This window comes from Psychrobacillus sp. OK032 (assembly GCF_900111345.1).
GTDB lineage: Bacteria > Bacillota > Bacilli > Bacillales_A > Planococcaceae > Psychrobacillus.
The window spans coordinates 116,030-131,219 of sequence record NZ_FOGY01000005.1; the positions used below are offsets into that span (position 1 = coordinate 116,030).

Sequence of the window (15,190 nt, forward strand, 5' to 3'; positions counted from 1 at the left end):
GGATTTGCATTTCCCGTTGGAATATACCAACAAATTAATTTGCAAGGAATTATAGGCAACTATTCAAATTCATAATACCATAAATAAATTGCAAGTAAAGTATTGATTTCACGGTAAGCTTTCACTCACTCACCTACCAATCGCTTTACTAGAATGCTACATTAGAATAGATTCAATACGACTCCTAGTAATGAAAGCCTTTCGGTAAATATCCTATTTTTCCATCTCTTATCTCCCTACACTAGCGTCGCATTAAAATAAGTGCCTTATACTAACACAATTCAAAATTGCATAAGAGCCAGTTGCAGCTTAAAGTATAATCCTCCTATATCGATGATATTTGATACTTTATTAAAGATCGTCCATAATCGATGGTATGAGCGAAAGACTTGAACAATATTACTTTTTATAGGAAAAAATCAACTCATTAGTTCTTACTAAGTCTTTCTAAAGTTTTACCATGGGTTTTAACTACTTTTTTATAGATCGCTAGAATGTCTTCTTTACTTGCAGTTTTTTTTGTAGTTTTCTGTGGAATTTCTTCCTTATCCAATCTAATTGCTTCAATTTCTTCTTCAGTTGGTACTTCTTCCGGTTTTGCCATAGTTTTAAGCACTTCTTCTAATTCCTTTAGTTTGTTACTTGGAAGTGCATCAACTAACTTATATAGGTACTCTCGATTCAAACTAAGCATCTCCCTTTTTCTTTTTAGAATTATTATAGCAAAAATTTACTGAATATTAAGGAGTAGCAATTAACAAATACATTAATGTTAGATAAAAAGTTGTAACAGGACATAAAATCCAATTCTTACTAAACCCATTAAATTCAACCAATAGAATAATAAATAAAAGAAGCTCTAACATAAAATGAGCTCCTTCAAGTGACAAACATTATTTTCTATTCTTCTATTTTTGATCTAACAAGTTCTGATTCTACGTATCCTCGCATTCCAGTTGAAACGATTTCAATATAAGATTGTGTAAACCCAGAATCTATAACTGTTACCTTTTCTCCTTTACTGCCAGCAAAAACACGACCATTTTCCATCATTCTTATAATTGCATCGCCGTTATCTGCAACGTAATAGCTAATTAGTTCGTCAAAGCTCTCTTTATCAATAGCAACAAAAGCATTTTGAATTAGGTATCCATTCTGCCCATCAACTACTACTGTAGACTTAGCTTTTTTTTCTTCTTCATCAGTTCCTATTAAATCGTTTGCAAATTGACATCCCTTTGCTAATAGAGAAATCATTACCATTACAATAATTAAAAATATTACAGTTCCACATCCCGATGAATTAGATTTGCTCATTTGCCCACCCTCCTGTTGAAAATCTATGTTGTTGTATTATTAAAGCAAATAATTGAATCTGATCATACTTCAAAAGTAAAAAATATATGTATAAATACACTACCAACAATGTATTATATATTATTAACCACTAACTAGAGCATATTATTTTTGTTATAGGTGCTTTAATTGACTATTTATTTATGCTTCTCTCTAGCTTTTTAATATACAAATCTTTTTCTCCAATTAAAGTCATCGCTTCATTCAGATCTTTTAGTGTAACTTCTAATCGTGTTTTCAATTCTAATATTTCCCGTTTAAAAAGGGATACATCTTTTTCAGTCTCTAATCCAATTGTCTTTTGGATTTCACCAACACCTAATTTCTTTTCTAAATCATTTTTCCACTTTCTTACACTATTAGAGTTCACTCCGTATTTCTTTGCTGTAGCTGTAATATTATTTATGGATATTGCTTCTTTTGCTACCTTCTCTTTAAAGTCATTATCATATTTTACGCTCATTGTTCCGCCCCTTACTAGTATTAACTTCTATGTATATAGTATATAATTCGCTATTAATTATATCAATAGTATTCATTCTATCACATAACATATTTATAGTCTGTTGGTACTCAACTATTGACTAGCTATTGTTGTTGTATGAGGTGATGGTAATGGAGGATATCGTTAAGGTTGTAGGTGAAAAAATTCGAAATTTCCGTAAAGAACGTGGTTTAAGTCAAGAAGAGTTAGCACATCAAGCATCTTTACATAACACATACATTGGTCAATTAGAACGTGGGGAGAAAAACGCAACGATTGAGAGCCTACTTAAAATTACTAATGCACTAGGAATAACATTAGAAGAATTATTCCGCAATACCCAAACTGGCCCTAAAGCAAATAGTTTAGAAATTAGTCAAATTATCACTTTACTAGAAGATAGTTCAAGAAAGGATCAACGTACAATTCTAGGGTTACTCGAACTACTTGTAAATTGGAAGAGCAGTGATTAATTAATAATTATCTATCTATGCATTAAAAGCTGTGCAAACTCGCATTTGGAGTAAACACAGCTTTTATTATTCTTCTGCATTAGACATTAACCCACCTGATGAGCGACTCTATGTAATTTGAATAGATATCGAAAAGATGTAGGTGAAATTCATAATTCTCTTGGTATACTTCTAACTATGTTGAATACGATTCATTAGCAGCAGATATAATTTCTTTAAACTCCCGCTCCGCTTCTTTGTAAAACACTCTCAACAGTTTTCTGTCTTCCATTATCCGTTTACGCTGCTCTAGCAATTCATTTCGTTGTTCATTAAAATAACAATCTGAACAGTCTCTAGAACAAAAGCGACGGCGTCCTATACCACTCGAACCATAACTGGTATCCGGTACACACCAAAATTCATCTGCTTCATTACTAGCCACTTTCTTCTCGCAATAATAGCACTTGAAGCCCCACGGCTTAGTTGCATCTTTCCGAAAATATTTCTTACGATACCCCTCTTCTAACTCTTTTAGAATTAAATCAACCTCTGCTAATTCCATCATAAGGACAAAATCTAGATCCATCTAATCACGCTCCCTATATAGTTTTCCGGCTTTTTATATACTCCCCCACTATAAAAAAGCATAAATAGTATATGGTTAATACCCAATTTTCTACCAATCCCAAAAGATGGAGTGATTTTAGCCAAGAGGGATTAGTTTTGAATTTAAGCAAGTGGCACATCTATTGAAAGAACGTTCAACAATCTATTTAGGTGGTTATTGAATCTAAAAACGCATGGAAGTTGTTGTTAGGCGGGGAGGCTCTCTTGTTGCGTGTTGGTGCGTTTACAATTTACTAAATCGCAACACACCTCTAGGCTTTTGAGAACAGAGAGAACGACACTAGGATATATACAATAAAATTCTATTGGATATGCCCTATAATATATGAAATTCCTTTGAAGTTTAAGGTAAATATAGTATATATCTATTTTATTTCTAAACAAATAAAAGCATGTATCCTATCCCATTTAGGGGTACATGCTTCCTTTATTATATTACAGCTTGATTGGACTCTACTTCGAAACTGTCTACTTTTTTATATGTCCGGTTATTCTCGGTAGCTATACTGTGTTCACCTAATAGCTTTATAAATAATTCACCTTTAATATAACGTTGTAGCTGCTTCTTCCCCGCCTCCCCATTTAGATTCAACACTTCTCTTAAAGTGGCTTTTTGAGTTGTTTCTCCTTGTTTTAGAGCCCCGAAGTATTCATCTAATTTCTCATACCATTCCGGGAAAGTGCCCGACATGTTCCATTCTTCTAAATCGCACCCAATAAAATAGTTTTGTAGGATATTAGTAAACACAGTATCTCTTGTTAGCATATACACTTTTGCACGGACTGTTGCTCCATTATTACGTATGCTAATACGCAGTATATCTTGAATAGTCTCTACTATTTGATCATTTAGCTTTGTGATTTCTGTATCCTTGTTTTTAAAACGACGTACTTTTTTTATGGTTACAGCTTTAGTATCAAATTCTTCCATATATAAGGCTTCATACTTGTTGATATAAAATGGATCTCCTTTATGAATTGTGCCAATTAATACTACTGTTGTACAGCGTGAATACTCATTAGAGCCTTTTACATTGCCATAGTGATTAATTAACACTCGCCCTTCTTTTATTTCACGTTCCAATAAGCTTTTAAAGGTATTGACGAGGTCTTTAAAGCATAAGACTAATACATTTTCATTTATAGAGAAGATGCTTATATTGCGGGCCATATCTGCTATTACCTTATGATCCTTCATTAGCTTCCCCTTACTAGATGACCTACTAGAGTCGATAAAGAAAGTTAAATGTTCATAAGTCTTAATAGAAGGTATATCTAACATTCGATGATTTTGTAATGCTCGATATTCAATATCAAATTTAGCGGTACCATCTAGAATAACCACATGATATTTGGAAAAATCGTACTGTATGATTTTATTCGTTACAATACTTATATTCCGTTGCTGATCCTGATTCACCAGCCCCCCCTGTTGAATGAGATACTCAATGTCTCTTAGCAAATTAACGTTGTCACCTGAATATTTTCTGTACCAAGTTTTACTGTATGGGAAAACAAAATCAGGATTAATAGGCAATATTTTTTTGCCACTGGAGGCCTCTAACAACTGCTCCCTTAATTGATCAATTAATACTTTTGTTTCATCTACAGCTAGCTTTCCGATATCCAATGCCATGGTTCGCACGTCAAATAAAAATTGTTCAAAGTCTGTTCTCTGTATCGTTATAACGTCTACCAAGGGTGGCTTTTCATCAATAATGATACGTTTTCGTTCATATACGTTACCATCCTTACACTGCCATGTGTTGTATTTACTTGATCCATCCGCTTCCATTTTTAATCTAGCATGGGTCATAATTACGACAGGGTATTTTTTCTGCTCTTGATGCTTGTTATAAACAATACAATCTCCTTTAAATGGACACTCCCTACATACTCCATACTGATATTTTTCTAGCTTCTGTTTACAGTCTTTATAGGTGTACGCACTTTCCATTACAAACGCTGCTGGTGATGATTCGTAATATGGTGCATCTATAGCTTTGCCGTCTGCATCAATAAATATTGTATAAGTTCCTAATTCCTTCATTAATTTCTTAGCTGTCTCGATACGTTCTACCACAATAATTGTGCCTGATTCAGGTATAGACTGCTCTAACATATATTTTAGATATGCACCCATGATCGTACTCTTCCCGCCACCCGGTTCTAAAGGACAAACGGTAATCCCTTCAACTTCTTGTAAATCTAATTCATTAATGATGTTCGCATAGATATTAGTAGTTGTTTCATCTACAGTTATTCTTAGCTTTGTCATTGTATCTACAACTTCTGATAAAACACCTTTTACATTACCTCTTGCGATGGTATTTGTTTGCTGTAGCGGCACTAACTTATTAGATTGCATATCGTTTAATGAAATATTTTCGTACTCTTCTGCTGGCTTAGATTCGAGCTTTTTACATAGTTCTTCAAGATCTGTCCATCCCTTTTCCTTTGCCACCCAACTTAGAGGTTTGCCTTTATTAATATCGCAATCTAATTCGGCGTCACCATTAGAGCAATGACATATTAAATTATTATAAAACATGTAAGCGGAAGCGGTACTGTCATTATGAATAGGGCATTGATAAGATAGTTTACCTTCATATTCTATGTAAGATAAACTTTCTGAATCTAGATATTGGATAAAGCATTCAACAGCCTCCTGTATTTCTTTTGGATAACTTTCATATGACAATGATTCATTGTATTGTACCCTTTTAAAAACAGCTGGAAAAGCTTCAGATAACTGTTCTTGTGTGTAAACATGACTCGGTTCAAATAATACGACCTCCTCTTTATATACCCTGCCATTTTTAGTGAAATCCTTATAATTATTCGTTAATGGTAAACGAAAAGCAGCATTGGGATTCTTTTTACTACGGTCTCCATCGAAATACTCTATTAATTGCATTTGGATGTTTTCAAAATTAATTATTGATTCATTTAATGTTGCCTTATTTGAAGCATCCCACTTATCGTTTTCAATAGCATACAGTATTTTATGGCCCGCTCTCCCACGATAAACTAATGTAGGACGGAGCGGAGCAGAATTAATTCTTGTAAGTTGTTCTTCCTTATTCCCCCCATCAATATCAATAAAATGAAACTGTAACTCTTCTATATCTTGGGTATTTTTTGCTCCATTTGGATAAAAGCATAATGCACGTGTTTCTTTTTCACATTGCTTTAATAAAAGAGGTAATAATTGTTCCATAGAATTAATATTTAGAACCTCATTTAATGCGTTAGGCAATTTATCTTGTACTTCTTTTGACATTTCTTTATCATCAAAATACGCTAAAGTAGGAAACGTTTCTTTCCCACATCTCAGATAATTAATTATGTTTAATAAATCTTGCAATTTCATTCCTCCTGTAAAAAGAGGACACTTTCATATATATATATAATAGGAGAATGTCCTCTTTTATTGCTTCTATGTTTTAATCCGCACCACTTTTCACGAAAAATTTCTCGTAGGTATCACTTAGCCCCCGTGTAAAGCCCCTTTAACAAGCAATTTTGTAGGCACTGGGGGGGGGTAATTAGAATATTCCTGATAAACCTTGGATTTTTATTCGTAATGTGCTTGATAAGAGATTGGCTACTAATAACGTATGAACATATGTTCAAAGGTTACTATTTTAAAGCAGCCTACTAATTATTTCTATAATAAATATAAGGCGGTTATAATCCGCCTACACTTCCTCCTTCCACATTTGCTTTATACGCAAGCTTTTTAGCAGAGTTAAATATTCTTATTATTTTTTGTTGTACAATCGTAAGTTGTAATTTATTTAGAAACAAAAAATGCAGCTACTAACAATGAGATTGTTAATAACTGCTTTAATTAGCTATTCGTTATATATTTAATATGTAAAATACTATACAATTGCTCATTTGAGTGTTTTTGGAATAAAGCTGGGGAACTTTATAAAATTTACGTAAGCTATCTTCTAGTGTATTTTACTTGTATAATAAATGAGAAAATTCAAGAACTTATTAACTACTATTATTCTACATATAAGAAGAGGTAAAGCGATGAACAAAGAAGCATTTGATGATTTATTACCCGAAAATCTATACCAAGATATTGTAAATAAAAGCTGTGGATTTTTTATTGGCGCAGGCATAAGTTGTAACGCACCTACAAATTTGCCTGGGTGGAAAAAGCTTTTAAAAGATTTTATAAGATTTGCTGAAAAAAATCATAAGTTAGATAAAAATATAATCGACCAACTTCAAGATTCTTTAAAGAATAATAAATTACTTGAAGTTGCAGAATATCTACAGGGAACACTAAAAGAAGATTATACTAGGTATTTAATGCAAGTATTCGATAACGCACTATTAACACCTAATAGAAATCATGAGATTCTAGCTCAGATTGAAAGCCCATTATTTATCACTACTAACTATGATAGATTACTTGAAAACTCAATAATAAAAAATGGTAAGAATCCAATAGTTTCAACAGCTTTAAAAAGCGATTTATTAGAACAAATTCATAAAGTGACTCAAAGAAAAAAAATATTAAAGATTCATGGAGATATAAATGATACAAAAAGCTTAGTTCTTTCAGAAACAGACTATATGGATATTCTTTCAAATACTACCTTGGACGTAATAATAAAAAGTTTTTTCCATCGAAATACGTTTATATTTATAGGATGCAGTATGACTGACCCTGATATTCTAATTTTCTTAAAGCAGCTAAAATCTATTTTCAATGGCTATAGCCCTACACACTATGCTTTAATAAAACAAGATAATGTTAATGAAATTGATAAGTATATTTATAAAAATATATATAATATAGAGTTTTTGTGTATAGAAGATTATGACGATGTAACAAGCTTCTTAGAACACGCATTAGCTACACAAGAATCAAGTAATAAGAATAAATTTGAAGTAGCAATTGAAGAACATGGCATATTAAATTACTTTGAATATCTACTAGACCAATTAGAATATTATATTGATGTCGAAATTGGGGATTATTATTATGATTCTGAAAGTAATTATCCAAATATTAATAGTGATATCAATATGTATGAGCATATATATAATATTTTCGAAGATTTCAATTCCCAAGAACTAACAAAATCCACTTTATTCCCTTATGAGGAATTTATAGAATTATTTAATGGTATTAAAAGAATCAAAAGCGAAGTCATACAACTACCAATTGTTCAAGGCAGGGTAAAGGAGCAGCTGTGTGATTCGATAAATTACACAAATAACCTTTTAGAAGATTTCGTAAAAAGAATCAAGGGGTATATTCGATTAAGAAGAGTAAGAATCGATAACGAGATTATTAATACTGAATTTACCAGAACTATGCTTGAAGTATATGAAAAAAATTATTCGAAATAATAGATTTATATTAACAGCTAGAATACAATTATTAATTATTTCAATTAGCATTTATCAACATTAGTAAGGCTTTGCAAAACTTCTCTTACTAATCTTCTTTAACACCGTCTATCTATTTAATAGTTAGATGGTGTTTTTCTATTTAACTCCCCTGCTCCTTCCTCGTATAAATCAACAGAAGCAATTAAAACATTGCGGGGATTAAATGAAAAGGAGCAATATAATGAATGAAGAATTAATGAATACAAATATAGAAGAAGTAGTGATGAAGGCTGTTCAGAAGGCATTATTAACTACGCAGCATCAGTTTATGGATAGCGGGTGGCTATCTTTGAAAGACGGAGCCAAGTATGCTGGTGTCGCCAATAACACGTTTATGAAGTTCCGTGCAATGGGTTTACAAGTGTGTGAAATAGAAGGAATAAAACGTGTGTCACGTAAAGAAATTGATCGATTTTTAGAAGAACATAGCTATTAACAATAATTTATGAGGATTTTCCTTTAGGTTCGATTATAATATCACTAGAGGTAAATCCTCTCTTTAATCATTTGCCCCCGCAACTGATTCAGGAGGAATTATCATGGTAAAGAAAAAAGTATCACCAATCAAAAGCTATAAACTGAAAAGTGGTGAGACCCGATACGAGTTTCCAGCTTATTTAGGCGTTGATCCACTAACCGGTAAACAGAAGCGAACATTGAAGCGTGGCTTTAAAACACGTAAGGAAGCGGAATTAGCATTAGCTCGTATTAAGTTAGATGTTGCAAATGGTACGTACCAACAAGAACGTGCTGAAACGTATCAAGAAGTTTACGACCTTTGGGTAAAGCAATATGAGAAGACTGTGGAAGAAAGCACATTTGTAAAAACAACTGGCGTCTTTAAAAATCATATTCTTCCTTCGATGGGGGCGTATAAAATTGAAAAGATACATGTAGATGTATGTCAGAAGCATGTGGATGAATGGGCATCGAAGTTAAAGAAATTCCGTATGGTAAAAGCATATGCTGCTAAGGTACTGGACTTTGCAATTAAGCGTAGCTATATACAAACAAATCCGTTTGCTCTAGTAGATTTGCCCGCTAACACTTCAAAGAAGGCTATAGGAGCAGATGAATACGAAGCAGAGAACTTCTACACACGGGAGCAGCTTAAAGAGTTCCTATCATGCTTAGAGAGTGAAAGTAACCACAAAGCATATGTCCTATTCCGCTTACTCGCTTTCAGCGGAATGCGTAAAGGTGAAGCGCTGGCTCTTACATGGGATGACCTAAACTTCAAAACAAATGAACTGCGCATCAACAAAGCCCTTTCACGAGGTAAAGATAGCAAACTTTATAGAAAATCTACGAAAACAGGTGTTGCTCGTACAATTAAAATGGACGACAAGACAATGGCTGTTTTAAAAGAGTGGAAGAAAAAGCAAAAGCAAGATTATTTAGTGCTTGGCTTCAATACAATGCAACCTAAACAGCTTGTATTTAGCAATGAACAGAATGAATACTTACAGCCTACTAAGACTCGTAAATGGATTACACACGTTCAAACAAAGTATAAGTTAGCCACGATTACCACACATGGTTTACGTCATACGCATTGTTCCCTACTATTTGAAGCTGGTGCTAGTTTAAAAGAAGTTCAAGTTCGTTTAGGTCACACTGATGTAAAAACAACTATGGATATCTACACGCATGTTACGCAGAAAGCAAAAGATGAAGCAATACTGAAGTTCGCCAGCTACATTGAAATGTAGTGGGTGACTACGCTTTGACTACGTTTTTGACTACGTTCGATTGATACTCATTGAAACTAGATGATATAGACAAAAAGAAAAAACCCTTGAATATCAAGGGTTTTGACACTGTATGAAATCATATGATTTCTTAATATGGAGACGGCGGGATTTGAACCCGCGTCCAGAAACTCTAACACTTAAGCTTCTACGCGTGTATCTTGCCTATTTAGGTTTCGCGTAGCACTATGCCGACAAGCGGGCGTCATGTACGCTAACTTGGAAATCTCTTGCTGACAGCTCAAGTGGCACTGCCAACCGTATCCCACTAAAGTTGAGCTCTACCTAGCCACATGGGCGATGGATAGATAAAGCAGATCCGAGCTTACGCTGCGAATGCTAAGTTGTTGTTTGTTTTGCCTGTTATTATAAAGTCCGTTTTTGCGGAGCCGAGCCTCCGACGCGCAACTCAAGCTCAGACTATCCCTGTCGAATCCATAACGTCCCCGTTTATGGAATAATGTAAGCTTTGTTACATAGCTAACTATACATCAAAAATGGTCAATTTTCAAGTGATACATTCTACCAATAATGGATAGTGTCTTACTGATTGCGCTCTTTGAACGCTCTTTCGATATCGCGCTTCGCTTCTTTTTGCTTTAAGACGTCTCGTTTGTCGTAGTCTTTCTTCCCTTTTCCGACGCCGATTAATACTTTCGCATAGCCATTTTTCACATACATTTTTAACGGAACAATCGTAAAGCCTTCTCGTTTTGTTTCTCCGATTAATGTACTGATCTGCTTTTTATGTAAAAGTAGTTTTCTAGATCGTAATGGGTCATGGTTGAAGCGATTTCCTTGCTCATATGGACTAATATGCATATTGGAAATCCAAGCTTCATTGTTACGAATGCGAACGAATGCATCTTTCAATTGTACTTTTCCGTTACGGATGGATTTAATCTCTGTCCCTTGCAATACAATTCCTGCTTCAATTGTTTCTTCGATAAAGTAATCATGGCCTGCTTTTTTGTTCTGTGCAAGCACTTTATCATCATGCTTCTTTGCCATCTCATTCACCTCTTAAAGCTTACGAGGAGCGATAAATCGCTCCTGTTATTTTTTCTTTGGTCGTTTACGACGTTGTGATTTTTTCGCAACGGATTCGTAAAATTTCTGTTTCTGTTTTGTTTCTTTTTTAGCAGCTGGTTGAGATGAACTTCTTCTTCCTGCGCCTTCTTTTTTCTGTGCATGAATTACTTTTGGTGCTTCTTTTCTTGTTCGGTGGAATGCTTTTTTCATCCCTACGATTTCAAAGTCAATCGCGGATTCTTCTGGTTTTACTTCGGATACACGAACGGTTACTTCATCCCCAATTCGGAATTGCTTACCTCCTCGTTCTCCAATCATCATCATTTGTCGATCATCGAAACGATAATAATCGTCGGTCATATTCGTCACATGCACTAGACCTTCAATTGTATTCGGCAGCTCGACGAATATACCAAAGTTTGTAACAGAGCTAATAATACCTTCGAATTCTTCACCAATTTTATCGGACATATATTGAGCTTTTTTCAGCGCATCCGTATCACGTTCTGCATCTACTGCACGACGTTCACGTTTCGATGTATGCTCGGCGATGTCCTCGATGATTGCTCCCCAATGATTGATCGTTGCTGAGCTTACGTCTCCATTTACTAAATATGTTCGGATTAATCGATGAACGATTAAATCGGGATATCGTCGAATTGGAGAAGTAAAATGCGTATAAAATTCAGTTGATAAACCAAAGTGACCTAAGCATTCGGAATAATATTTAGCCTGTTGAAGAGAGCGTAAAAGCATCGTAGAAATGACTGGTTCTTCCGGCATACCTTCAATATTTTCAATAATTTCTTGTAATGCCTTTGGATGCACTTCATTGCCAGTCCCTTTTACAACAAGTCCAAAATTCGTTAAGAATGCAAAAAAGCGTTGAAGTTTTTCCGGTTTTGGATCTTCATGAATACGATAAATAAACGGAACATCCATCCATTTAAAATGCTCGGCTACTGTTTCATTGGCAACTAGCATAAATTCTTCAATCAGACGTTCTGCAACTGTACGTTCGCGAGTAGCAATATCCGTTGGCCAACCGTCTTCATCTACGATAATTTTTGCTTCTGGGAAGTCAAAGTCGATCGCACCACGTTCTTGGCGTTTTTCTCTTAAGATCGCTGCAAGTTCTCCCATCAGTTCAAACATTGGCACTAATGGTTCATAACGTTCGATTAACGCTGCATCTTTTTCTTCTAAAATCTTATACACATCAGAATAGGTCATGCGCTCTGTTGTGCGAATAACACTTTGGAAAATTTCATGAGATGTCACCGTACCGGACCCATTAATAATCATTTCACAAGATAATGTTAAACGGTCCACTTGTGGGTTCAATGAACAAATCCCATTTGATAGACGATGTGGAATCATCGGAATAACACGGTCTGCTAAATACACACTCGTTCCGCGATCATATGCTTCACGATCCAGTGGAGAACCTTCTGTTACATAATGACTAACGTCCGCAATATGCACGCCTAGTTTATAGGTACCATCCGGTAGTTTCGTTACAGTAACCGCATCATCCAAGTCTTTTGCATCTGCTCCGTCAATTGTTACGATAACTTCATCGCGTAAATCTCTGCGATTGTCTAAATCTTGTTCATCAATTGCATCTGGAACTGATTCCGCTTGGTTAATCACTTCTTGTGGGAAGTCGATCGTAATCCCATGCTTATAAATAATGGATAGAATATCGACACCTGGATCATTTTTATGCCCAAGAATTTTCGTAACCATCCCAGTTGCGGATTTTCTTTCATTCGGCCACTCTGTAATTTCCACGACTACTTTATGACCTTCAATGGCACCCAATGTGTCCCCTTTGGCAATAAATACGTCCATCGGTACTTTTTTATCGTCCGGAATAACAAAACCAAAACCTCTGTTGTCTTGGAATGTTCCAACAACTTGAGTTGTCCCTCTTTGTGTAATTTTAATAATCGAACCTTCACTTCGGTCACCATGTGATTCACGGGACACACGAACAAGTACTGTGTCTCCGTTCACAGCTCCATTCACTTCAGTCGGTGGAATAAATATATCATCCGTTCCACCCTCTTCTGGTGCAACAAAACCAAATCCTTTTGCATGCCCGATAAATTTCCCAACGACTAAGTTCATACGAGCCGGGGTACCATAACGATTGGATCTAGAGCGGACAATGAGTCCTGCTTCTTCCATTTGAACAAGTGTTTTCACTAATTCTTTGAAATCATCTGCATCCACTAATCCAAAATGTTCCTCTAGCTCTTTTGTTGTTAATGGTTTATATTCTTCATCTTGCATTAGTTCTAATAATTTTTCTTTCATATTTTCCATGTTACATCCCTCCTTTTTCAGCGTGTGCACATTTGGTCTGTTTTACACATTCCAATCAAGCGACTCTAAAAAGTTTAATATATCTTCGTGCAATTGTTCTTTTTCAGGACCTAACGTAATCACATGTCCTGAGTTTTCATACCAATTGAGTTTTTTCTCTAATGATTCTGCTGTTTCAAAAATTGTATTTGCCGAGTTCATATCAATTACCGTATCTTTCTTGCCTTGTGTGACAAGTAGTGGCGCGTATATATGGTCGACATGATCCCGAACATTATAGACAAACTCTCTTAGTTCCGCCAATGTCTCCATTGGGGTTTCGCGAATAGCTTCTACTTCTTCTTCTATTTGTTCTTCTGTTTTTCCTTCATACTTCTTATATTCTTTGGCGTATTTTATTACTCCTTCAAACATAACGTCTGTTGTTTTCATCGTCATCGGAGAGCACATCGTGACAATTCCCTTCACAGGTACTGTATACCCCAATTTCAATGAAAATACGCCTCCGAGTGAAAGTCCTGCAACGGCAATTTCTTCATAGCCTTCCGCTTTTAAACGGTCGTACCCACGCATGACATCTTTCCACCAATCTTTTGGTCCGGTTTCAAGCAGTTCCTCCGGTGGAACGCCATGCCCTTTATAGTGCGGCGCAAGTGATGTGTATCCGTTTTTCTCTAAGAAACGTCCAAGCATTCGAACGTCCGATGAATTACCCGTAAAACCATGCAGCAATAGCACTGCACGTTTTCCAGCTTCAAAGAAAAATGGCTTTGGTGTTGTAATCTTCATATAAAATACCTCCAATCAACTACCACAAATATGTATGTAAAAGAAAACGCCTAACCAATCAGATGTCGGTCAGGCGGTTCGGTTAGAATTAATTATTAAAACTTTGTTACAGCAATCGTCAAGATAAAAAATAACACTGCAAGTACAATCGTGATTCTATGTAACACAAGGTCCATGCCTCGGGCTTTTTGTTTTCCAAAAAGTTGTTCAGCTCCACCAGAGATGGCTCCTGAAAGACCAGCACTTTTCCCCGATTGTAACAATACAACAACGATTAATGCGAGCGATACAATGACAAGTAAAATCATAAGTAACGTATGCATTTATTCCACCTCCTGATAAAACGTTCACAACATAAATAATTTTACCAAAAAGTGTGCGAAGTTACAACTCTTTCAGAAAAATAACCTGGTCAGATAGATGACTTTACAACTAATTCGTTCATTATTACAACACAATGGTGTCGGGATTTACAACTAAGCCCACGATTTTAAACTAAACTATCTCTCACACAAGAAAAGCTAGAGCTCCCTTGAGTATACGATTTCAGGTGCTCTAATACTGCTCTATACACATAAATGCTTATATTTTTGGTAATATACTCTCTTATCAGTAGAAAACATTTACCTGATTGTAGTGGAAGGCGGCGACTCCAGCGGAGGCCAACAGGATGATGGTCACGAAGGCGTTGAGGCCTACAGGATGTGGGTCATGCAATCGTTGCCGCAGGACGCGGCGAACTTAGATTGCCTTCCTTTTGATGTGGCGCTCTTAGCCTTCGTTCCTCTGTTGAGACAGATAAGACATCACAACGTACGCGTTAGCGGCGGTGATGGCTTATCGCTCACCCCGCGGAAAGCGTCCGCCTGTAACGGAAATCAATAGTATTATTGTATCGATCTTATTCTTCAAAAAAAGAGCCAGCAATAGTTGCTGACTCCTTA

13 protein-coding genes and 1 other RNA gene are annotated in these 15,190 nt (G+C 35.5%); 4 read left to right on the forward strand and 10 right to left on the reverse strand.

What is annotated here, in order from left to right; translation table 11 throughout:
* Positions 1-427: 427 nt before the first annotated feature.
* From BMZ04_RS11230 to BMZ04_RS11240, 3 genes are all read right to left on the reverse strand, one after another.
* Positions 428-685 carry a hypothetical protein gene (locus BMZ04_RS11230; protein WP_093270021.1) on the reverse strand — a complete coding sequence of 86 codons (258 nt, stop codon included), beginning with the start codon at positions 683-685 and terminating at the stop codon, positions 428-430.
* Positions 686-900: 215 nt separating this feature from the next.
* Entirely contained in the window at positions 901-1,317 is a 417-nt protein-coding gene (locus BMZ04_RS11235) for a hypothetical protein (RefSeq protein ID WP_093270026.1), read from the reverse strand.
* Positions 1,318-1,489: 172 nt separating this feature from the next.
* Positions 1,490-1,819, reverse strand: a complete 330-nt coding sequence (locus tag BMZ04_RS11240) for a transposase (protein WP_093270030.1) — start codon at positions 1,817-1,819, stop codon at positions 1,490-1,492.
* A gap of 152 nt (positions 1,820-1,971) precedes the next feature.
* On the opposite strand from BMZ04_RS11240, the gene BMZ04_RS11245 reads away from it, so the two are divergent.
* A complete protein-coding gene (locus BMZ04_RS11245; RefSeq protein ID WP_093270034.1) occupies positions 1,972-2,313 on the forward strand; it encodes a helix-turn-helix domain-containing protein in 342 nt (113 codons plus the stop codon).
* 175 nt (positions 2,314-2,488) lie between these two features.
* Here BMZ04_RS11245 and BMZ04_RS11250 read toward each other — a convergent pair whose 3' ends face one another.
* Together BMZ04_RS11250 and BMZ04_RS11255 are read right to left on the reverse strand one after the other, a co-directional pair.
* Positions 2,489-2,881, reverse strand: coding sequence for a hypothetical protein (locus tag BMZ04_RS11250; protein WP_093270039.1), 393 nt, complete (start codon positions 2,879-2,881; stop codon positions 2,489-2,491).
* A gap of 471 nt (positions 2,882-3,352) precedes the next feature.
* Entirely contained in the window at positions 3,353-6,289 is a 2,937-nt protein-coding gene (locus BMZ04_RS11255; protein ID WP_093270044.1) for a hypothetical protein, read from the reverse strand.
* A gap of 677 nt (positions 6,290-6,966) precedes the next feature.
* Between BMZ04_RS11255 and BMZ04_RS11260 the strand changes: the two genes are divergently transcribed.
* The 3 genes from BMZ04_RS11260 to BMZ04_RS11270 all read left to right on the forward strand — a co-directional run bounded on the left by BMZ04_RS11260 (position 6,967) and on the right by BMZ04_RS11270 (position 10,055).
* A complete protein-coding gene (locus tag BMZ04_RS11260) occupies positions 6,967-8,301 on the forward strand; it encodes an SIR2 family protein (protein WP_177184418.1) in 1,335 nt (444 codons plus the stop codon).
* Positions 8,302-8,524: 223 nt separating this feature from the next.
* Positions 8,525-8,779 carry a MerR family transcriptional regulator gene (locus BMZ04_RS11265; protein WP_093270054.1) on the forward strand — a complete coding sequence of 85 codons (255 nt, stop codon included), beginning with the start codon at positions 8,525-8,527 and terminating at the stop codon, positions 8,777-8,779.
* Between the two features lie 103 nt (positions 8,780-8,882).
* Positions 8,883-10,055 (forward strand): site-specific integrase, encoded by a 1,173-nt coding sequence (locus BMZ04_RS11270; RefSeq protein WP_093270060.1) that lies wholly within the window; start codon positions 8,883-8,885, stop codon positions 10,053-10,055.
* Between the two features lie 133 nt (positions 10,056-10,188).
* Here the strand turns inward: BMZ04_RS11270 and ssrA are convergent.
* The 5 genes from ssrA to secG form a co-directional block, all read right to left on the reverse strand.
* Positions 10,189-10,542, reverse strand: a transfer-messenger RNA (tmRNA) gene (ssrA, locus tag BMZ04_RS11275).
* A 95-nt stretch (positions 10,543-10,637) separates the two neighbouring features.
* The gene (gene smpB / locus BMZ04_RS11280; RefSeq protein ID WP_093270063.1) at positions 10,638-11,105 is read right to left on the reverse strand and encodes an SsrA-binding protein SmpB; all 468 of its coding nucleotides are present in this window, start codon (positions 11,103-11,105) and stop codon (positions 10,638-10,640) included.
* A 45-nt stretch (positions 11,106-11,150) separates the two neighbouring features.
* Entirely contained in the window at positions 11,151-13,457 is a 2,307-nt protein-coding gene (gene rnr, locus BMZ04_RS11285; RefSeq protein ID WP_093270066.1) for a ribonuclease R, read from the reverse strand.
* Between the two features lie 42 nt (positions 13,458-13,499).
* Entirely contained in the window at positions 13,500-14,246 is a 747-nt protein-coding gene (locus BMZ04_RS11290; protein ID WP_093270070.1) for an alpha/beta hydrolase, read from the reverse strand.
* A gap of 95 nt (positions 14,247-14,341) precedes the next feature.
* Positions 14,342-14,569: a preprotein translocase subunit SecG gene (gene secG, locus BMZ04_RS11295; RefSeq protein WP_093270073.1), complete on the reverse strand. Its 228-nt coding sequence runs from the start codon at positions 14,567-14,569 to the stop codon at positions 14,342-14,344.
* Between the last annotated feature and the right edge of the window lie 621 nt (positions 14,570-15,190).